This window comes from Caulobacter sp. FV2ps19, from assembly GCF_058681035.1.
Genome location: NZ_CM178729.1, coordinates 3,873,999 through 3,894,510, shown reverse-complemented (window position 1 = coordinate 3,894,510; position 20,512 = coordinate 3,873,999). Strand labels below are relative to the sequence as shown.

General features: G+C 67.4%; 14 protein-coding genes and 1 tRNA gene. 7 read left to right on the top strand and 8 right to left on the bottom strand.

Annotated elements, in window-relative coordinates:
* Positions 1 to 3: 3 nt before the first annotated feature.
* The gene (locus ACW18B_RS18485; RefSeq protein ID WP_492048465.1) at positions 4 to 1,440 is read right to left on the bottom strand and encodes a YfcC family protein; all 1,437 of its coding nucleotides are present in this window, start codon (positions 1,438 to 1,440) and stop codon (positions 4 to 6) included.
* Between the two features lie 76 nt (positions 1,441 to 1,516).
* Positions 1,517 to 4,462 carry a TonB-dependent receptor gene (locus tag ACW18B_RS18480; RefSeq protein WP_492048464.1) on the bottom strand — a complete coding sequence of 982 codons (2,946 nt, stop codon included), beginning with the start codon at positions 4,460 to 4,462 and terminating at the stop codon, positions 1,517 to 1,519.
* Between the two features lie 317 nt (positions 4,463 to 4,779).
* Here ACW18B_RS18480 and ACW18B_RS18475 point away from each other — a divergent pair, with 317 nt between their 5' ends.
* From ACW18B_RS18475 to ACW18B_RS18465, 3 genes are all read left to right on the top strand, one after another.
* A complete protein-coding gene (locus ACW18B_RS18475) occupies positions 4,780 to 5,904 on the top strand; it encodes a CapA family protein (protein WP_492048463.1) in 1,125 nt (374 codons plus the stop codon).
* A 519-nt stretch (positions 5,905 to 6,423) separates the two neighbouring features.
* The gene (locus ACW18B_RS18470; protein ID WP_492048462.1) at positions 6,424 to 7,212 is read left to right on the top strand and encodes an ATP-binding cassette domain-containing protein; all 789 of its coding nucleotides are present in this window, start codon (positions 6,424 to 6,426) and stop codon (positions 7,210 to 7,212) included.
* A complete protein-coding gene (locus ACW18B_RS18465) occupies positions 7,205 to 8,755 on the top strand; it encodes an ABC transporter permease/substrate-binding protein (protein ID WP_492048461.1) in 1,551 nt (516 codons plus the stop codon). Before ACW18B_RS18470 ends, ACW18B_RS18465 begins: the two co-directional genes overlap by 8 nt.
* A gap of 10 nt (positions 8,756 to 8,765) precedes the next feature.
* Here ACW18B_RS18465 and hutH read toward each other — a convergent pair whose 3' ends face one another.
* From hutH to ybaK, 3 genes are all read right to left on the bottom strand, one after another.
* On the bottom strand, positions 8,766 to 10,286 hold the full coding sequence (gene hutH / locus ACW18B_RS18460) for a histidine ammonia-lyase (protein WP_492048460.1): 1,521 nt from the start codon (positions 10,284 to 10,286) through the stop codon (positions 8,766 to 8,768).
* 120 nt (positions 10,287 to 10,406) lie between these two features.
* Positions 10,407 to 10,483 (bottom strand) — tRNA-Met (locus tag ACW18B_RS18455).
* A 43-nt stretch (positions 10,484 to 10,526) separates the two neighbouring features.
* Entirely contained in the window at positions 10,527 to 11,000 is a 474-nt protein-coding gene (gene ybaK, locus ACW18B_RS18450; protein ID WP_492048459.1) for a Cys-tRNA(Pro) deacylase, read from the bottom strand.
* Between the two features lie 82 nt (positions 11,001 to 11,082).
* On the opposite strand from ybaK, the gene ACW18B_RS18445 reads away from it, so the two are divergent.
* From ACW18B_RS18445 to ACW18B_RS18435, 3 genes are all read left to right on the top strand, one after another.
* On the top strand, positions 11,083 to 12,774 hold the full coding sequence (locus ACW18B_RS18445) for a copper resistance system multicopper oxidase (protein ID WP_492048458.1): 1,692 nt from the start codon (positions 11,083 to 11,085) through the stop codon (positions 12,772 to 12,774).
* Complete coding sequence (locus tag ACW18B_RS18440) at positions 12,771 to 13,637, top strand: copper resistance protein B (RefSeq protein WP_492048457.1); 867 nt, start codon at positions 12,771 to 12,773, stop codon at positions 13,635 to 13,637. Before ACW18B_RS18445 ends, ACW18B_RS18440 begins: the two co-directional genes overlap by 4 nt.
* 124 nt (positions 13,638 to 13,761) lie before the next feature.
* Positions 13,762 to 15,363, top strand: a complete 1,602-nt coding sequence (locus ACW18B_RS18435; protein ID WP_492048456.1) for a fatty acid--CoA ligase — start codon at positions 13,762 to 13,764, stop codon at positions 15,361 to 15,363.
* A gap of 119 nt (positions 15,364 to 15,482) precedes the next feature.
* Here the strand turns inward: ACW18B_RS18435 and ACW18B_RS18430 are convergent, their stop codons facing one another.
* The 3 genes from ACW18B_RS18430 to ACW18B_RS18420 form a co-directional block, all read right to left on the bottom strand.
* On the bottom strand, positions 15,483 to 16,403 hold the full coding sequence (locus ACW18B_RS18430) for a Gfo/Idh/MocA family protein (protein WP_492051782.1): 921 nt from the start codon (positions 16,401 to 16,403) through the stop codon (positions 15,483 to 15,485).
* Between the two features lie 174 nt (positions 16,404 to 16,577).
* Positions 16,578 to 18,833 (bottom strand): beta-glucosidase family protein, encoded by a 2,256-nt coding sequence (locus ACW18B_RS18425; protein ID WP_492048455.1) that lies wholly within the window; start codon positions 18,831 to 18,833, stop codon positions 16,578 to 16,580.
* 102 nt (positions 18,834 to 18,935) lie between these two features.
* A complete protein-coding gene (locus ACW18B_RS18420) occupies positions 18,936 to 19,979 on the bottom strand; it encodes a LacI family DNA-binding transcriptional regulator (protein ID WP_492048454.1) in 1,044 nt (347 codons plus the stop codon).
* 249 nt (positions 19,980 to 20,228) lie between these two features.
* Between ACW18B_RS18420 and ACW18B_RS18415 the strand changes: the two genes are divergently transcribed.
* Positions 20,229 to 20,465: a hypothetical protein gene (locus ACW18B_RS18415; protein ID WP_492048453.1), complete on the top strand. Its 237-nt coding sequence runs from the start codon at positions 20,229 to 20,231 to the stop codon at positions 20,463 to 20,465.
* The last annotated feature ends 47 nt before the right edge of the window (positions 20,466 to 20,512 follow it).

The window sequence follows — 20,512 nt, the reverse complement described above, 5'->3', positions numbered from 1 at the left end:
CGCTCACAGGCGCACCGCCGCCAGCGCCAGGATGATCACAGCCAGAACGACCAGCACCGCCAGCAGCGGAGCGATGAATTTCACCCACTCCAGATAGCCGACCCTGGCCGTGGCCAGATAGGCCAGCAGCATGCCGGAGGTGGGGGTGAGCATGTTCATCAGGCCGCTGCCCAGCAGGAAGGCGATGACCAGGGTCGGACCGCCCACGCCCGAGGCCTGAGCGATCGGGGCCAGGATCGGGATGCTCAGCGTGGCCTTGCCCGAGACGCTGGGGATGACGATGTCCAGACCCATCTCGATCATCATCAGGGCGTTGGCGACCACCGGCGGGGCATGGCCCTGGGCCAGACGGGTGGCGCCGGCGATGGTGGTGTCCAGCACCTGGCTGTCGCGCAGGATGATCTCGACAGCGGCGGCCAGGCCGATCAGCAGACAGGCCAGCATCATCGACTTCATGCCATCGACGAAGGCGTCGGCCGTGTGGCCCGCGCCCAGTCCGCCGACCAGGCCGATCGCTACGCTCATGGCCACATAGAAGGCGGCCAGTTGAGGATTGCCCCAGTCCCACAGGCGGGCGCCGACGATCAGGGCGATGCCGCCGGCCAGCAAGGTCAGCAGTACGCCGGTCTGGCGAAAGGTCAGACGCGGGGCGTCAAAGCGCGCAACGGCCTCGGCGGCGGCCTTGGGGGCGACCTTGCTCAGGTACAGGAGAACGAAGCCGATGCCGAGGGTCAGGAAGAGGACGAAGATCCCGAACCGCGCCAGCATGCCGCTGAACACCGGCACGCCGGCCAGGGGCTGGGCGATGGCCAGGGCGACGGGATTGGTCACCGAGGCGGCGTAGCCGATCTTGGCGGCCACGGCGACTACGGCCATGGTGAACAGGTTGGGCAGGCCCATGCGCTGGCCGATCACCGCCACGATCGGGATGATCACCAGGTATTCCGAGATGAACCCCAGGAAGGTGCTGCCCATGGCCAGCACGATCATCAGGATCGGGGTCAATACATAGAGGTTGCCGGAGGTCAGGTTCAGCAGGCGATCGACCCCGGCGTCGATGGCGCCGGTAGCGCGCATGACCGCAAACATGCCGCCGACGAACATGACCATGAAGATCAGGGCGGCGGCCTTGGTCATGCCGGCTGGAATAGTGGTGACCAGTGAGACGACGCTAGCGGCGCGCGCCGGCTTTTCCTTGGCGTCCGGCGGCGTGGACGCAAACAGGGCGGTGGGGCCGGCGACCTTGGGCACGACCTTGTAGCTGCCGGGCACGACCAGCTTGCCTCGCCGCTGGAACTTGCCGGCCGGCAGGACATGGGTGGCTAGGGCGGCCAGCAGGATGACCACCAGCATCACAAGGGTGGGATGCAGACGAAACCCGTCGGGGCGAGCGTGCCCGTCCACGGGGGCGCCATGGGGGGCTTCAGGCGGCGAGCTCATCAGGCGATCCTCGGAAACTTCATATGGCGAGCTGAAGGAGCGACGGCCGAAGCCGTCGCTCCCTCGACTGCGAGGCCTAGAACTTGGCCGAGACGCGGACGTAGCCGTAACGGCCGCGGGCGTCATAGGTGTAGATGTCGTAGTTGATCGGGGCGTTGGCGTACGAGGCCGGCGGGGCCTTGTCGAAGACGTTGCTGACCCCGATGCTGACCGCCGTGTCGTACTTGTCGAACTGATAGCCGCCTTCCAGATCGTTGTAGAAGATGGCGTCGGTCTTGGCGTCCTTGACGGTGTTCACGACATCGGTGGTCTCGCCGATATAGCGGCCGCGCCACAGGGCGGTCCAAGGGCCGTTATCCCACTTCAGCGACGCCTGGCCCTTCCAGTGCGGATAGGTCGAGCGCGACTGGTCGCCCTTGCCGGCCCGCTCGTCGACGATCGGCGCGCCGCCCGCCGCGTTGGGGCTCGTGGTCTTGAAGCTCTCCAGATACGACGTATCGAGCACGGCGGCGAAGCGGCCGACGCTGGTGCTGCGCTCATAGCGCAGGGTGCTGTCGACGCCCGAGGTCTTGATCTCGGCCAGATTCAGCACGCCCTGCTGCAGGTTGGTGATGGCGCCGGTGGAGGTGTCGCGGGTGACCAGGTTGCAGAACACGCCGCCCTGCTGGGCGCAGAGGCTGAGGATCTGGGTGGCCGACTGGCTGGCGATCGCGTCCTGAACAGTGATCTGGTACCAGTCGATCGTGGCGCTGAAGCCGGGCAGGAAGCGGGGCTTGATGGCGACGCCGGCGCTGTAGGTGTCGGCGGTTTCGGCCTTGAGCTTGGTGTTGCCGGCGATGGTGCCGGGGATCAGGCCGTTGAGATTGTAGCTGGCCTGGTTGTAGCCCGCAGGCACGCCGGCGCAGCCTGGCAGGCCGGCATTGGCCGCCGCGCCGCCATTGCACGGATCGGCGCCCTGGAAGCTGGTCTGGCGGCCGCCCTGATACAGCTCCAGGATCGACGGCGCGCGGAAGCCCTGCGAATAGGTGCCGCGCACCAGAATATCTTCGATTGGCCGCCAGCCGATGCCGGCCTTCAGCGTGCTGTCGCCGCCGACGGTGTCATAGTCGGAATAGCGGGCGGCCAGGCTGATATCCAGGCTCTTGGCCAGAGCAACGTCCTTCAGCAGCGGCACGGCGGCTTCGACATAGACCTCGTCGAGGCTGTATTGGCCGATAGTCGCAATTCGGGTCTGGGCCGTGGTGGTGGTGTTGCTGGCATAGGCCGAGCCCGCCGCCGGGGTTGGGATGTTGGTTGGCAGGGCGTTGACGTAGGCGTCGGGGGAGTCCGAGGCCTTGTTCTTGCGATGCTCATAGCCTGCGGCGATGGCCAGGGGGCCGGCCGGCAGCTGGAACAGCTCGCCGGTGATGTTGGCCGTGAAGTCGTAGATCTCGGTCTGGTTCGATTCCCGGGCCGTGTAGCGGATATAGGCGGCCTGTTCGGCGGTCATGGTCGAGAACAGGTTGATCGGCACACAGCCCGCCGTCGCGGCGCAGTTGGCGCCCAGGCCGAGGGCCAGCTTGTCGTAGTTGACGCCGTTCAGCGCCTGGGTCTCGATCTTGTTTTTCGAATACAGGCCGTAGACGTCCCATTTCCAGTCGCGGCCGATCAGGTTGACCTCGCCGTCCAGCCCGCCGGCGATGCGGTAGGTTTTTACGTCTTGGACGTTGTTGCGGTTGCCGACCTCGGTCATCACCTTGCGGATGCGCCAGGCCTGGTTGGCGGCGAAGCCGACGGCGTTGGCGGTGGGCACGCCGTTGGCCGTGCCGAACGGGTTGTAGGCCTGGTTGTTGGGGATGGCGAAGCCGCGGATCGTGCCGGCGCTGCCGCCGATATCGAGCAGGACCGGCGAGAACAACTGGTCTGACTTGCGCTCATTGAACAGCCCTTCGACCTTCAGCCGCACCTTGTCGGTCAACTCGGTCGTGAAGCGGCTGTAGATCCCGTAGCGCTCGCTGGGGCCTGCCGAATAGATGCCCTGGGCTTGGGTGTTGTAGTAGTCGCCGGCCAGGGTGGCGGTGTGGAAGGCGCTGTCGGCGGCGGCGCCAGCGCCGATCGTCGATCCGGCCGTGAAGGCGACGGGCGCGGACGAAGAGGCGAAGCCGCTGGCTGTGCCGAAATAGGCGTTGTTGGACAGGCCCGGCAGAATGAACAGGCCATTGGGGCTGGTGCCGGCGGCGGTGGCCGGGACCAGGGTCGTGCGGGTCAGGTCACGATCGGCGGTCAGGATCGGCTTGTCCTTGACGTAGCTGAGCGAGACCACCAGGGCGCTCTTGTCGAACAGCTTGCCGAAGTTGACCACGCCCGAATACTGCTGACCGTCGCCCTGCGAGCTGACGCCGTACTTGGCCTGCGCCTTGACGCCGTTGAAGTCGCGGAGGGTCTTCAGATTGACCACGCCGGCGATGGCGTCAGCGCCGTAGATCGCCGAGGCGCCGTCCTTCAGCACTTCCGCGCCCTCGATCATGCCCAGGGGCATGGTGTTGAGGTCGACGAAGTCGCGGAAGCCGCGCTGGCCGACACCGTCCACCCAGCGGTGGCCGTCAACCAGCACCAGAACGCGGTTGCCGCTGCCCTCGGAGCCGCCCAGATAGCGCAGATTGATCGAGCTGGCGCCGTAGGAGGTGCCCTGGGTGCCGTTGCTGCTGAGGCTCACGCCCGCCGAGGGCAGCTTCTGCAGCAGTTCACCCACCGAACCCGCGCCCGAGTTCTTGATGTCTTGCTCGGTCAGGGTGGTGACCACCCCTACGGTGTCGGCGTCCTTGCGCTGGATGCGCGAGCCGGTGACGACGATCGCTTCGATGGCGATGGGCTCGTCGGCCTGGGCCGCGGCGGGCCCGGCTGCGGTCTGAGCGAAGGCGGGCGCGGCGAGGCCGCCGGCCAGCAAAGCCGCGTAGGCGGTTCCCGCGCACAAGGCGCGCAAGGTCGAAGCTTGCATTGATAGTCCCCTGTTCGTCAGCCGCGCCCCGCGCCGACCGCGCATGGCTCCCCTGCCGACGAACAAGCCTAGGTTTCGGCTGTTTCAACGCGCAACGTTATTGGAGTTTGTGATCGCCTCATGCGATTGGCGCATGGTTAGCTGGTTTTTCAGCTAGAAATTAATGCCACGCCGCCAAACAAGGCGACGCTTTATGACCTTCAGGCTGGGGTCAACCGTAGGATTGGCATGAGGTTGTGGAGCGCGTCCGCCAAGATTGGTATCGCCCCATAGCCTCTCTGCATACCGTAGCTTCGCAAGTCCGGTCCGCATACCGTCTTCGTGCTGCCCGTCGAGACGACAGGTGGCGGGGAGAAGTGTTCATGAACCGCAGGAAACTTCTGGCCACGGGCCTGTTTACGGGTCTGGCGACCCTGACGCCGGCCGCTCAAGCCGCGCCTCGGGGTCTTCGCATCAGCCTCTTGGGTCAATCGCTGATCGAGCATGACTTGCCCGGTGCTGACTGGCCGGGACGGGCCGCCATCGCCGGTCGCCTGGCCAAGGCCGATGTTGTCTTCAGCAATCTGGAGACGGTGATCCAGGGACCTCGGGCCGGGGCCCCCACCCGGGAGATCCTGACTCTGCATGCGGGCGACGCGGCGGTGCTGGAAACCTTGAAGGGCGTCCATATCAATCTGCTGGCCACGGCCGGCAACCACGCCTTCGACCTGGGCTCGGGCGGGGTGCTCGACACCCTGGATGCGATCGCCGCCGCAGGCCTGCCGTCAGCGGGAACGGGTGTCGATCTGGCGCGCGCCTCGGCGCCGGCCTATTGCGCCACGCCGGCGGGGCCCGTCGGCCTCGTGGCTTTCGCCACGGGCAAGATCCGTGAGGGCGGGGCCGCCGCCGCCGACCGCCCGGGCGTCAATGAGCTGCGCCGCGACGCCGCCGGCCAGCCGGTCGAAGCCGACGCCACCCGGATCCTTGAGGCCATCGCCGCCGCCGGCCGGCAAAGCGGGGCGGTGGTTGTCTATCACCACAATCACGACTGGGAGCCGGACATGACCCAGGTTCCCGAGTGGCAACGCGCCTTCGCCCATCGTTGCGTCGAGGCTGGCGCGTCGGTGTTTGTCGGACACGGCGCGCCGATCCTGCAGGGGGTCGAGATCTACCGCCGCGCGCCGCTGTTCTTCGGCCTGGGCAACTTCATCTTCCAGACCGAGAAGCCTCCTGGCGCCTATCCGGCCGAGGCCTGGGAGGGCGTGGTGGTCGACTGTGTGTTCGAGCGCGGTCGTTGCGCCTCGGTGCGGTTGTCGCCGATTGTGTTGAACGAGATCGGTCGGGGTGGACCCGAGGACATGGCGACCCGGGGTGCGCCGGCCTTTGCGTCGCCGCAGCGGAGCAAGGCCATTCTGCAACGCCTCGCGGCGCGTTCCAGCAGGTTGGGCACGAACCTCGTTATACAGGGTGACGGCGCGAACGGCCGCATTCTTGTGCCGGTCGCCTGAGCCGCGAGAGACCGTGTTTCGCCGCGTCGTGTGCGTTGGGTTTGAAGACGGCCTTCGGTCGTGCAAGGTCGGTCTTGAGTATGCGGGTCTGCCCAGGCGTCACGAACCCCCGCGCCCCTCAGACTGTTGAGCCATCACGCTGGCGATCTACGCGCTCGTCGATCCTTCGCGGCGGGCCCCTAGAGTCCGGCGAAGAACCGAGGATCGACCCCGAAAATCCCGTGGGTCAGGGCATAGATGCCGTACCACAGCGCCAGATTGGCCAGGGTCATCACCACGACCGACAGACCCAGGGGCCAGGGGCTGGCGCGGCGTTTGCGACGGGCGTCGAACGGGGCGGTCTGGCGGGGCGGTCTGGCGGGGCGTCGCCATGATGAATCTCCGATTAGCCATGATCAGCATCGGCGCGGGGAGGGTTGCGGACCACTGCGTCATTCGCCGCGCGCCGCGATGTCGCAGCCAGGCTTTCCGTTGAGGGCGATCCGGGCCAGGGTAGGGCGGCGCGCCGCCGGAGACCGCATGACTGACGCCCCTGAAGCGATTTGCGTCCAGCACCTGGGCAAGACCTATGACGGCGTGGCGGTGGTGTTTGACGTCAGCCTGTCGATCCCCCGGGGCCAGTTCGTCGCCCTGGTCGGCGGCTCGGGGGCCGGCAAGACCACCCTGCTCAAGACCCTCAACGCCCTGATCACGCCCACCACGGGGCGGGTGCTGATCGATGGCCGCGAGGTGGCCGACCAGCCGGGCCCGGCCCTGCGGCGCGGCATCGGCTACGTATTTCAGGAGGTGGGCCTGTTCCCGCACCTGACCGTGGCTCAGAACATCGGCGTCACGCCCCGGCTGCTGGACTGGCCGGCCGAGCGGATCGCCGCGCGGGTCGACAGCCTGCTGGATCTGGTCGACCTGTCCCGCGCCGTGGCCCCGCGCCTGCCGGCCGAACTGTCGGGCGGCCAACGCCAGAGGGTGGGCGTGGCCCGGGCCCTGGCCGCCGAGCCGTCGATCCTGCTGATGGACGAGCCGTTCGGGGCGCTCGACCCCGTAACCCGCGTCGCCCTGGCCGACGACGTCCGCCGTCTGCACCAGACCCTGAACCTGACCACGGTGATGGTCACCCATGATGTCGGCGAGGCCCTGCTAATGGCCGACCGCGTGGTGGTCATGACGGGCGGGCGGGTCATCGCCGATGACACGCCGGCCGCCCTGCTGACCCACACCCACGCCGATCCGCGCGTCGCCGCTCTGATTGAGGCCCCGCGCCGTCAGGCCGAACGGCTGGCCGCCCTGGCCGGGAGCCGCGCCGATGGATGAGCCGCTGCATCAAGCCCTGAGCCTGCTGCCCCAGCGCCTGGGCTGGCACGTCGCCCTGTCGGCCGCCGCCCTGGGCCTGGGCCTGCTGATCGCCCTGCCACTGGGGGTGCTGGCGGCCCGCAATCCTCGCTTGCGTTGGGTGTCGCTGTCGCTGGCGGGCCTTGTTCAGACCATTCCCAGCCTGGCCCTGCTGGCCCTGTTCTTCCCGCTGCTGCTGCTGCTGTCGGGCCTGAGCGTCAGGCTGACCGGCCACGGCTTTTCGGCCCTGGGCTTCCTGCCGTCGCTGCTGGCCCTGACCCTGTATTCGATGCTGCCGATCCTGCGCAACACGGCGGCGGGGCTGGGCGGCGTGGATCCGGCCGTGGTCGAGGCGGCGCGCGGCGTGGGCATGACCGACAGCCAGCGGCTGTGGCGGGTGGAGCTGCCCCTGGCCCTGCCGGTGATCATGGCCGGAGTGCGGACGGCGGCGGTGTGGACCATCGGCGCGGCCACCCTGTCGACCCCGGTCGGCCAGACCTCGCTGGGCGACTACATCTTTTCAGGCCTGCAGACCGAGGACTGGGTGGCGGTGCTGGTCGGCTGCGCCGCCGCGGCCGGCCTGGCCCTGCTGGTCGATCAACTGCTGGGCCTGATCGAGAGCGGGGTGGGGCGACGAGATCGCCGCCTCTGGATCGCCGGTCTTGCGGGGCTGGCGATCGGCCTGGTCGCCGCCCTCGCGCCCCTGGCCGGCGCGGCGCTGCAGCGCGGACCTGCGGCCTATGTGATTGGGGCCAAGAACTTCTCCGAGCAATATATCCTGGCCGAACTGATGGCTGACCGGCTGGAGGCCCGGGGCGCGCGGGTCGAGCGCAAGATCAATCTGGGCTCGGCCGTCGCCTATCGCGCCCTGGCGGCCGGCGAGATCGACGCCTATGTCGACTATTCGGGCACGCTGTGGGCCAATGTCCTGAACCGCAAGGACAATCCCGGTCGCCAGGCGGTGCTGGACCAGCTGCGCACCGAGCTGAAAGCCCGCGACGGCGTGGTGCTGCTGGCTCCGTTGGGCTTCGAGAACGCCTATGCCCTGGCCATGCGCCGCGACAAGGCCCAGGCCCTGGGCATCGTCACCCTAGCCGATCTGGCCGCCAAGGGCGGCGGCCTGACCCTGGGCGGCGATCTGGAGTTCTTCTCGCGGCCTGAATGGAAGAGCGTCGAGACGGCCTATGGCCTGCGCTTCAGGGCCCGACGCCAGTTCCAGCCCACCTTCATGTACCGCGCCCTGGCCTCGGGCGAGGCCGACGTGATCTCGGCCTTCTCCAGCGACGGGCGGATCGCGGCCGATGACCTGATCCTGTTGGGCGACCCCAAGGGAGCCCTGCCGCCCTATGACGCGGTGATCCTGATCTCGCCGAAGAGGGCCGGGGACAAGCGCCTGACCGCGGCCCTGGCGCCGCTGGCCGGCAGCATCGATGTGAAGACCATGCAGGCGGCCAACTATGCGGTCGATCGCGACGTCAACAAGCTCAGCGCCGCCCAGGCGGCCAAGCTGCTGACGGGGAAATAGAGGCGCTCGCCTAAGACAGACCGGGCAGGTCGCTGGCCGTGGCGATCACCGCGCCCGAGCGGATCAGGGCGTTGGCCGCTTCCATGTCGGGGTGGAAATGCCGATCATCGGTGAGATGGGGCACCTGCTTGCGCACCAGGGCCCGCACGGCTTCGAGCACGGGGCTGGACTTCAGCGGCGCGTGGAAGTCGCAGCCCTGGACGGCGGCCAGCAGCTCGATGCCGACGATCGCCGTAGCGCTGTCGACCATGGCCAGCAGCCGTCGGGCGCCATGGGCGGCCATCGAGACATGATCCTCCTGATTGGCCGAGGTGGGGATCGAGTCGACACTGGCCGGATAGGCCTTCTGCTTGTTCTCCGACACCAGGGCGGCGGCGGTGACCTGCGGGATCATGAAGCCGGAATTGAGACCGGGCTTGGGGGTCAGGAAGGCCGGCAGTCCCGACAGGGCCGGGTCGACCAGCATGGCGATGCGGCGCTCGGCGATCGAGCCGATCTCGCAGACCGCCAGGGCGATGATGTCGGCGGCGAAAGCCACCGGCTCGGCGTGGAAATTGCCGCCCGACAGGGCCTCGTCGGTCTCGACGAAGATCAGCGGATTGTCGGTCACGCCATTGGCTTCGTTGGCCAGGGTGGTCGCCGCTTGGCGCAGGATATCCAGCGCCGCGCCCATCACCTGCGGCTGGCAGCGCAGGCAGTAGGGATCCTGCACCCGCTCGTCCTGCTTCAGGTGCGAGGCGCGGATGGCCGAGCCGGCCATCAGCTCGCGCAGGGCGGCGGCGGTCTCCATCTGGCCGACATGGCGACGCAGACGGTGGATGCGCGGATCAAACGGGGTGTCCGAGCCCTTGGCGGCTTCGGTGGCCAGGGCCCCGGTGACCAGGGCCGACTGGAACAGCAGCTCGGCCTCGAACAGGCCGGCCAGGGCGTTGGCGGTCGAGAACTGGGTGCCGTTCAGCAGGGCCAGGCCTTCCTTGGGGCCCAGCACCAGCGGCTCAAGACCGGCGTCGTCCAGAGCCTGAGCGGCGGGCGTGCGAACGCCGTCGACGAACATCTCGCCGACCCCGATCATGGCGGCGGCCATGTGGGCCAGCGGGGCCAGATCGCCCGAGGCTCCGACCGAGCCCTGGCAGGGGATCACCGGCGTCAGGCCGCGGACCAGCATGGCCTCGATCAGCTTGACTGTCTCGACCCGCACGCCCGACGCGCCCTGGGCCAGGCTGGCCATCTTCAGGGCCATCATCAGGCGGATCACCGGAACCGGCGAAGGCTCGCCCGTTCCGGCGGCGTGAGACAGCACGATATTGCGCTGCAGGGTTTCCAGATCTCCGTCGCTGATCCGGACGCTGGCCAGTTTCCCAAAGCCGGTATTGATGCCGTAGACGGGCTCGCCTCGCGCCAGGATGCGCTCGACCGTGTCGGCGCTCTTCGCGATGACCGTCCAGGCGCTGTCGGGCAGCCGCGCCGGGGCGCCGCGATAGACCGACTTCCATTCAAGCAGGAAGACCTCGCTGGGATGCAGCACAATCATGGTCGCAGACCTTCCATCCTCAGTCTGGACCGGGTGTGGTCCGGACTGACACCTATAGGCGACTCGGTCGGCGCCGGGGCTGGCCGGCGGGAACTCTCAACGCTGTGTGGAAAACCGTCCTGGTGGTTGGAGGCGGGATCGAACCGCCGACCTGTGGGTTATGAATCCACCGCTCTAACCATCTGAGCTACCCAACCGGACCAGGAAGGGCCGGCTTATAGGCGAGAAGACCGGGACATATCAAGCGACGATGGCGGCGGTCTTCGCGCCCAGCGCCGAGACCAGATCCGCCGGCGCCAGCTTGACCTGCAAGCCGCGCTGGCCGCCGTTGACGAAGACATAGGGGTGGGCGAGGGCGGCTTCCTCGATCGCCGTGGGCATCCGCTTCTTCTGACCGAATGGACTGACGCCGCCGACCTTGTAGCCAGTGATCCGTTCGGCGTCGGGAACCGGCATCATGGCCGCCGACTTGCCGCCCAGGGCGGCTGCCAGCTTTTTCATGCTGACCTCCTGGTCGGACGGCAGCACCACGCAGGCGGGCTTGCCGTCCAGCAGCACCACCAGGGTTTTCAGGACGCGGGCGGGATCTTCGCCCAGGGCCTCCGCCGCCTGCAGACCGACCCGTTCCGAACCTGGATCATAGTCATAGGTCCGCAGGTCGAAGGCGATCCCGGCCTTGGCCAGGGCGATTGTCGCGGGCGTGCTTCTGGACATGTTCGGGGTGATATCCCAAGTGTCACGGGGTGGGGAACCCGGACACGCACCTGTTCATCCTCCCTCAGGAGACTTGATCGTTATGCGGGCCATCGACCGGCGCCAGATGCTGACCGCCGCGACAGCCGTGGGCCTGAGCGGGCTGCCGCCAGCCTGGGCGCGGGCCGGGGACGCCCGCCGCCCACCGGAAATCCTGAGCGGTGACGAGATCGCCCTGACCATCGGCCATGCCTCCGTCACTGTCGACGGCAAGGTCGGCCACGCCATCGCCGTCAATGGAACTGTGCCCGGGCCGCTGATCCGCCTGAAGGAGGGTCAGCGCGTCCGCCTGTCGGTGACCAACACCCTGGATGAGGACACCTCCATCCACTGGCACGGCCTGCTGGTGCCCTTCCAGATGGACGGCGTACCGGGCGTCAGCTTTCCGGGGATCAGGCCGGGCGAGACCTTCGTCTATGAGTTCCAAGTCGGCCAGTCTGGGACCTACTGGTATCACAGCCATTCGGGCCTGCAGGAGCAGATGGGCGTCTTTGGCCCCATCGTCATCGATCCGGCGACGCCCGATCCGGTGAGCTATGACCGCGAGCACGTGGTGGTGCTGTCGGACCACAGCTTTCTGCATCCCCATCAGATCATGCAAAAGCTGAAGGCCCAGGCCGGCTATTTCAACGATCAGAAGCAGACCGTCGCGGGCCTGCTGGCCGGGCGCGACCAGCCACTGAAGGACCGTCTGGAATGGGCCAGGATGCGCATGGATCCGACCGACGTTCTCGACGTCACCGGCTCGACCTACACCTTCCTGATCAACGGCCAAGGGCCAGGCGACAACTGGACGGGCCTGTTCAGGCCCGGCGAGCGGGTGCGGCTGCGCTTCGTCAATGCCGGGGCGATGACGATCTTCAATGTCCGCATCCCGGATCTGCCAATGAGCGTGGTCTCGGCCGACGGCCAGAATGTCCAGCCGGTCAGCGTCGACGAGTTCCAGATCGCCCCGGCCGAGACCTATGACGTCATCGTTCAGCCGAACAGCGATCGCGCCTTCACCCTGGTGGCCGAGGCCGCCGACCGTTCAGGGATGGCGCGCGCCACCCTGGCCCCGCGCCTGGGGATGAGCGCGCCGGTCCCGGCCCTGCGCGGCCGGCCTCTGGCGACCATGAAGGATATGGGCATGGATATGGGCGGCATGGCCGGCCATGACATGCCGGGCATGAGCATGGCCATGCGCGATCCGGCCAATGCGCCGGCGACGGTGACCCTGGGCCCCGGCGTCCAGAGCATCGCCCCGATGCCCGCCGATCGTCTGGGTGAGCCGCCGCAGGGGCTTGAGGACGTCGGCCACAGGGTCCTGCTCTATACCGATCTGATCGCCCTGGACGCCAATCCCGATCCGCGTCCGCCCGGCCGCACCCTCGAGATCCATCTGACCGGCAATATGGAGCGCTTCATGTGGGCGTTCGACGGCCAGGCTTTTGGTCCGCTCAAGAAGCCCATCGCCCTGCAGCGCGACGAGCGGGTGCGGGTGCTGCTGGTCAATGACTCGATGATGGCCCACCCGATCCATCTGCACGGCCACTTCTTTGAGGTGGTCAACGGCCATGACGGCCACAATCCGCGCAAGCACACCGTCAATGTCGCCCCGGGCGGCAAGGTGGCCTTCGACCTGACCGCCGACGCGCCGGGCGACTGGGCGTTCCACTGCCATATGCTGATGCATATGCATGCCGGGATGTTCAACGTCGTCACCGTCCGGCCGCTCGACGGGGCTTCGGCATGACCGTCGCCCTGCTGATGGCCTTGGCCCTGCTGCAGCACGACCATCACCAGATGGCGCCGCCGGCCGCCACGGCGGAGCAGGCCGCGCCCGCCGACCCTCACGCCGGGCACGACATGTCGAAGATGGCCGCCGACCCTCACGCTGGCCACGACATGACGGGGATGGCGACGGCGCCGCCTGTCCCGACCGATCACGCCGCCGAGCGCTTCTATGATCCGGCCCGCATGGCCGCCGCTCGGGCCATTCTGCAGGGCGAGCACGGCGGCGGCGCCTACAGGATGGTGCTGATCGACCAGGCCGAGGCCCATGTGCGCAAGGGCCCCGACGCCGCAGCCTTCGAGGGCGAGGCCTGGATCGGCGACGACGCGTCCAAATGGGTGGTCAAGGCGCGGGGTGAGCATGTCGACGGCGCCGGCTGGGACAGCGCCGAGGTCCAGGGCCTGTATGCGCGCCCGATCGGCCCCTATTTCGACCTGCAGGCCGGGCTGCGCGCCGACGTCGAGCCCAAGGGGCGAACCTATGCCGCCCTGGGCGTCGAGGGCGTCGCGCCCTACTGGATCGAGATCAAGGCCACTGCCTTCCTGTCGAATCGCGGCGACCTGTCGGCCCGGATCGAGGCGGCGCATGACCTGCGCGTGACGACCCGGCTGATCCTGCAGACCAAGGTCGAGACCAATCTGGCAGACGACAGCGGCGACGCCGAACTGGGCCTGCGGTTGCGCTATGAGATCCGCCGTGAGTTCGCGCCCTATGTCGGCGTGCTGCGTCACCGGACCTTTGGCGATGGCGCCGACCTAGCTCGCGCGGCCGGTGAGCGGACCGGAGAGACCAGTCTGGTGTTCGGGATTCGAGCCTGGTTCTGATTTAGAGCGCGTGTTCCCCAACGGCACGCCTTTACCTGCGCGGAAGGGCGCCCCAACATCTGTTTGACCTGAACGGAAGCGGCGGACCACGCGCCGCGCGTCGGGCAAAGGGAGATCCGGCCACATGTCAGTCATCGACTTCGACCAGATGCAAACCCTGGGCGACGTCGCCCGCTATCATGGCAAGGTCCGGCCCGAGTCCGGGGCCCTGAGCTTCGAAGGCCGCGACACGACCTTCGCTGGCTTTGATCGCAAGACCAACCAGGTCGCCAACGCCCTGATCGCCGCGGGCCTGAAGACCGGCGACCGCGTCGCCTATGTCGGCAAGAACAGCGACCTCTATTTCGAACTGCTGTTCGGGGCGGCCAAGGCCGGGGTGGTCACCGCGCCGATCGGCTGGCGACTGGCCCCGCCCGAGATGGCCTATATCGTCACCGACAGCGACGCCAAGATGGTGTTTGTCGGGCCTGAGCTGATCGATCATATCGAGACCGTCGCCGCCGAGCTCAGCTGGCGGCCGGAGGTGATCGCCATGGAGCCGGCCCAGGATCCGGCGGGCGGCGGGGAACACCAGACCTTCGAAGCCTGGCGCGACGCTCAGCCGGGCGGCGATCCGAAGTTGCCGATCGCCACGTCGGATATCGCCATCCAGCTCTATACCTCCGGCACTACCGGCCGGCCCAAGGGCGCGATGCTGACCCACGACAATCTGCTGGCGCCGCGCCGCAGAGCCGCCCAGCAGCCGATGGCCTGGAACCAGTGGGGGCCGGACGATGTCAGCCTGGTGGCCATGCCCGTGGCCCATATCGGCGGCAGCGGCTGGGGCCTGGTGGGCCTGATGAACGGGGCCAAGGGCGTGGTGGCGCGCGAGTTCGACCCGTTCAAGGTGCTGGACTATATCGAGCACGACCGCATCTCGAAGATGTTCATGGTGCCGGCCGCCCTGCAGATCGTGGTGCGCCAGCCCCGGGCCCGGGAGGTCGACTATTCGCGCCTGACCCACATTCTGTACGGGGCCGCGCCCATTCCGCTGGACCTGCTGCGCGAGTGCATCGAGATCTTCGGCTGCGGCTTTTGCCAGCAGTACGGCATGACCGAGACCACCGGCACCATCGTCTATCTGCCGCCCGAGGATCACGATCCCGCAGGCAACGCCCGCATGCGCTCGGCCGGCCTGCCCTTGCCGGGGGTGGAGCTGAAGGTGATGGACGAGGCGGGCAACGCCCTGCCGCCCAACACCGTGGGCGAGATCGCTACGCGGGGGCTGTCCAACATGGCCGGCTACTGGAAGCTGGACGAGGCCACCGCCAAGACCATCGACGCCGACGGCTGGTTGCGCACCGGCGACGCCGGCTATCTGGACGAGGACGGCTATCTGTTCATCCACGACCGGGTGAAGGACATGATCATCTCGGGCGGCGAGAACATCTATCCGGCCGAGGTGGAAAGCGCCGTCTATGGTCACCCGTCGGTGGCCGAGGTGGCGGTGATCGGCGTGCCCGACGACAAGTGGGGCGAGGCGGTCAAGGCGGTGGTGGCGCTGAAGCCCGGCGCGACGCCCGACCCGGACGCCATCATCGCCTTCGCCCGCACGCGGATCGCCGCATTCAAGGCGCCCAAGAGCGTGGACTTCATCGACGTCCTGCCCCGCAACGCCTCAGGCAAGATCCTGCGGCGTGAGCTTAGGGCGCCCTACTGGGAGGGGCGTGAGCGGCAGGTGAACTAGAGCATCGTGCGGAAAAGTGGACGCCGGTTTTCCGCAAAAACGATGCGAAAACAAAAACCTAGAGCAAGGCGCTTGAGTCCGGTTTCACGCGCCTTGCTCTAGCGGCCGGGGCCGCCAGCTTATTCGATAAACGCCTCGACCAGTTCCCGCGTCCCGATCAGGAACGCATCGGCCACCAGGGCCAGGGGCCGTACGTCGGCTTCAGACTTGCCGGCCCGGATCAGCTCGCTGAACCGCGCATAGAGGCCAGGATATTCCGCGTCCGGCGCCTGGACCACCGGCTTGCCGTCAATCTCGATCAGGGCCCCGCCGCTGGACAGGCGCAGCATGCCGTCTTCGGCCGTCACCGTGATGTCCCAGGTCTGGGGACCGGTCTGCAGGAAGTCGAAATCGGCGGTGATGGTCGTGTCGGCGATGTCCGTCATCGCGATGTGGGCGGCGACCGGCGACTGGACGTTTTCGGGCACCTGCAGGCGGGCGCCGGTGACGAACACCGTGCGCGGCATGATCTCGGTCAGAATCGACAGGGCGTTGATGCCGGGGTCGAAGACGCCCAGGCCGCCGGCCTCCCAGATCCAGGTCTGGCCGGGGTGCCAGCGGCGCACATCCTCACGCCACTGGATGTCGACGGAGGCGATCGCGCGGTCGGCGATCCAGGCCTTTGCGGCGGGCACCCCGGCGGCGAAGCGTGAGTGCCAGCTGGCGAACAGGGTCACGCCACGTTTGGCGGCCAAGGCCGCCAGATCGTCGACCTCGCCCACGGTGGCGCCGGGAGGCTTTTCGAGGAACACATGCTTGCCGGCGTTCAGGGCGGCGACCGCGGTTTCCCAGCGCGCCTGGGGCGGGGTGCACAGGGCGATGGCGTCGAGGGCCGGGCCGTTGGCCAGCATGTCCTCGACCGTCTCGAAGGCTGGCACGCCGACATCGGCATGGCTGCGGCTGGCCACGGCCACCAGCTCCAGGCCCGGATCGGCCGCGATGGCGGGGATGTGCTGATCCCGGGCGATCTTGCCGACTCCGACGATGCCGATCCTGATGATACTCACGCTGCGCCTTCCCCAATCGATGTTGGCTCAGCCATTATCGTACAAATGGCGCAAGTGAAACCATTCCGGGCGGCTCGGCCGGCCAGGGGCGCGCCCGACGATCCTTGAGGCGACTGTCTGCAAGGCGAGCGCGCGGTTCCCGTGTTCCGGAACCGCGCGCCCTGCTGACTATTTGGCCATCGGCGACACGGGCAGGGCCTGGGCCTGCAGGCTCACCGTCGTGGTCTCCGCCGTCGCGCGCGACGAGGCGCCTAGGGTCACGTCATAGTCGCCGGCCGTGATCGACCAGCCGTGCGCCTTGCCGTCCCAGACCGCCAACAGTCGGGGATCGACGGTCAGGCTGACCGTCGTGCTGGCGCCGGGGGCCAGGTCCACCTTCTTGAAGCCGCCCAGACGCTTGGGCGCTTCCCAGCCCCCGGCCTTGGGCGAGACGTAGATCTGCGGCACGTCCATGCCGGATCGGTCGCCGATATTCTTGACGGTAAAGCTGACCGTCAGGACGCCGTCCTGCGCCTTGGTCGTGAGGTTCGAATAGGCGAACTGCGTGTAGGACAGGCCGTAGCCGAACGGGAACAGCGGCTCGATCTTCTTCAGGTCGAACCACTTGTAGCCGACGGCCGCGCCCTCGATCGCATAGTCGACGTCGAACTTGACGTCCGGGGTCTTGGGATCGCCGTCCAGCTTGGGACGCGGCAGTTGCGCCTCGCTCCTGGGGAAGGTGACGGGCAGACGGCCCGAGGCGTCGACCTCGCCGGTCAGGACGCGGGCGATAGCCTCGCCGCCGCTGGTGCCTGGATACCAGGCCATCAGCACGGCGCCGACCTTGTCCAGCCAGGGCATGGTCACGGGGCCGCCGGTTTCCAGCACCACGACCGTCTTGGCGTTGGCCGTCGCGACCGCCGCGATCGTGGCGTCCTGGTTCTTGGGCAGGGTCAGGGCGGGGACGTCTTCAGACTCCGTGGTCCACTGGTCGGCGAAGACGATCGCCAGGTCGCTGGCGGCCGCCAGCTTGGCCGCCGCCGTGGCGTCGGTTCCGTCCAGATAGGTGATCTTGGCGTTCGGGAAGCGCGCCTGCAGCGCCTTGAGCGGCGATGAGGGATAATAGATCACCGGGCCCGGCCAGGTCGCGGGCTGCAGGCCCTGCACGGCTCGGCCGCCGACCGGATAGACCTGAGACGAACCGCCGCCTGACAGCACGCCGACATCGGCATGGCCGCCGATCACCGCGATGGTCTTGGCGGTCTTGGCCAGGGGCAGCAGACCGCCCGTGTTCTTCAGCAGAACCATCGCCTGCTCGGCGTCGGCCTGGGTCACCGCGCCATTGGCGGCATAGTCGATCGGCGCGATCTTGACCGGATGATCCACGGCTCCGCTGGCGAACAGGGCGCGGGTGATGCGGCGGGCCATATCGTCCAGGCGCGCCGGGCTGACCGCACCGCTGGCCAGGTCGGCCTTCAGCACGTCACCCAGGAAATCCTGCTTGTCGAAGGCATGACCGGCCGATTGCTGATCAAGGCCGGCATTGACCGCCTTGGACCCGGAATGCACCGCGCCCCAGTCCGACATCACATAGCCCTTGTAGCCCCAGTCGCGCTTCAGGACCGTGTTGAGCAGCCAGTCGTTCTCGCAGGCATAGACGCTGTTGATGCGGTTATAGGCGCACATCACCGAGTGCGGGTCGGACTGCTCGATGGCGATCTGGAAGGCCAGAAGGTCGGAGGTGCGAGCCTCGGCGTCGCCGATATTGGCGCTGAGCACGAAGCGGCCGGTTTCCTGGTTGTTCAGCGCGTAGTGCTTGATGGTCGAGACGATGTGGTTGGACTGGATGCCCTTGATCTGGGCGGCGACCATCGTACCGGCCAGCAGCGGGTCTTCGCCGCCATATTCGAAATTGCGGCCATTGCGCGGTTCGCGGACCAGGTTGACGCCGCCGGCCAGCATGACGTTGAAGCCGGAATTGCGGGCCTCTGACCCGATCATCGCGCCGCCCTTATAGGCCAGCTCAGGGTTCCAGGTGGCGGTGGTGGCCATGCCCGAGGGCAGGGCGGTGCGTTCGCGAAATTCCTTGGCGCTGCCTTGTGTCGCTACGCCGACGCCGGCGTCGGTTTGCCACTGGGCCGGGATGCCCAGGCGCGGAATGCCCTTCACATAGCCGGCCGAGCCGGGGAGAGACCCATCGATGCGGGTATATTTGGGCTTCATATCGGCGCCGAAGTAACCGAACACCAGGGTCAGCTTCTCGTCCTGGGTCATGGCCTTGACCACCAGATCGGCCCGGGTGTCGGGATCGCGCTTGGCGTCCAGCCAGGGCTGTGCCGTCGAGGTTGCAGGCGCCGTCTGGGCCAGGGCCTGGGTGTTGAGCGCGGGCGCGGACGCGCCGATCATCAGCGCCAGGGCCAAGCCCTGGAATGTCTGCCGGTTCATGTTTCCTCCTCGTCGTCTTGTCTGGAACCGCCGGCCGCTTTGCGCGGGGGCGAGGGTTGGGCGCGCATCGGGTCCGCAGGGGCGAAACCTTTGCGCGATGGATCAGGTCTTTCGGCGCGGCGGCGCGCTGCTTCGGGCCGGGCCGGTCGATTCCCGCACGATCAGGCTATGCTGCGCCAGATAGGGCGCAGCGGCCCTGCCGGCTGCGTCATTGGCGTTCCAGGCGCTGAAGGTCTGCAGCGCCCGCAAGGCCATCTGGTCGAAAGGCTGGCGGATGGTCGTCAGGGTCGGCCAGATGACGCCGGCGATCGGCGCGTCATCGAAACCGACCACCGAGATATCGTCGGGGATCCGCAGGCCACGGCGTTGGGCTTCCATGCAGGTGGCCGCGGCCATGTCATCATTGGCGGCGAAGATCGCCGTCGGCGGGTCGTCGATATCGAGCAGGGCCTTGGCCGCCTCGATCCCGGTCTTGAAGGTGAATTCGCCGTCCGCGATCAGTTCCGGGGCCGGTCGGGGCAGTCCGCGCGCGGCAAAGGCCTCGAAGAAGCCGTTGCGGCGATGGGTGCTGGCCGCGTGGTCCGGATGGCCCGATATGTGGCCGATGCGGGTGTGACCCAGCGACAGCAGATGATCGACCACCTCGCGCGCAGCGGCCCGGTCATCCATGGCGATGGCCGGAAAATAGGGATCGGGGCTGGTCGGTGAGATCAGCACGCAGCGGACCTCCATCTCGCGCATCAGCGCCTTGAGGGGCCCCAAATCGCATTCAGAAGGCAGCAGAATCATCTCGCGGACGCCGCCGTCGGCGACAAAGGCGCGGATGCGGTCCTGCCAGCCCGGAACCATGCCGTCGAAGAGGTCGACGGTCAGGTGGCGACCGGTTTCGACACAGGCCAGCAGCAGGGCGTGGTGCACCCGGGTATGATAGCCGCCGCTGGGATCGCCCATCAGCACGCCGACCGACGAGGAGCTCTGGGACCGCAGGCTGCGGGCCACGGCGCTGGGTTGGTAGCCGAGATCCTGCATGGCCGCGCGCACGCGGTCTCGCGTCTTGGCGCTGACGCTCTCGTGGTCATTGAGCACGCGAGAGACCGTCTTGGCCGACACATCGGCTCGCGCAGCCACATCGTGGATCGTCGCCATTCGGTTTCTACACCCAGTTTTCGCGTTCTCTGTCTTGGGACACCACCACGGCAAAGGTGGCGACGGCAAGGCGACGCGTCATTTGAGGCATAGCTTATGCTGTCCCCTATGTCATCAGAATGGACAATATTAAAGACATTTATGGTCATTAGTGGAGACATTTTTGGGTCGTGAAGGGCGATTTTTCGACCCCAGATCTTGCCCCTGTGGCCCGAAAGGTGAGAGCTTTGTGCGCGGTTGTGGCTCTATGTGAGCGTTACCATTTCTGACTATGTGGCGTCAAAATTGGCCGCCATGGTGGTGAAATGTCTGCTGATTGGGCCGTTCTGGTGCCATTTTTCGGACCTCGTCGTTGATTTTCCTCGCGCCACGGGATTTGAGGTCGAACGAATTGCGCAGAAAAAGCGGTCGCCGCGTGAAAATGACAACGTTGACATTCTTGTTGACTTGGTCGGGACATTTGATGATGTTCGGGCCAACCGATAACGGCGTTGGGCCGGAGTCGATTGCCTGAGCGGCGGGGCTCGCCGTCA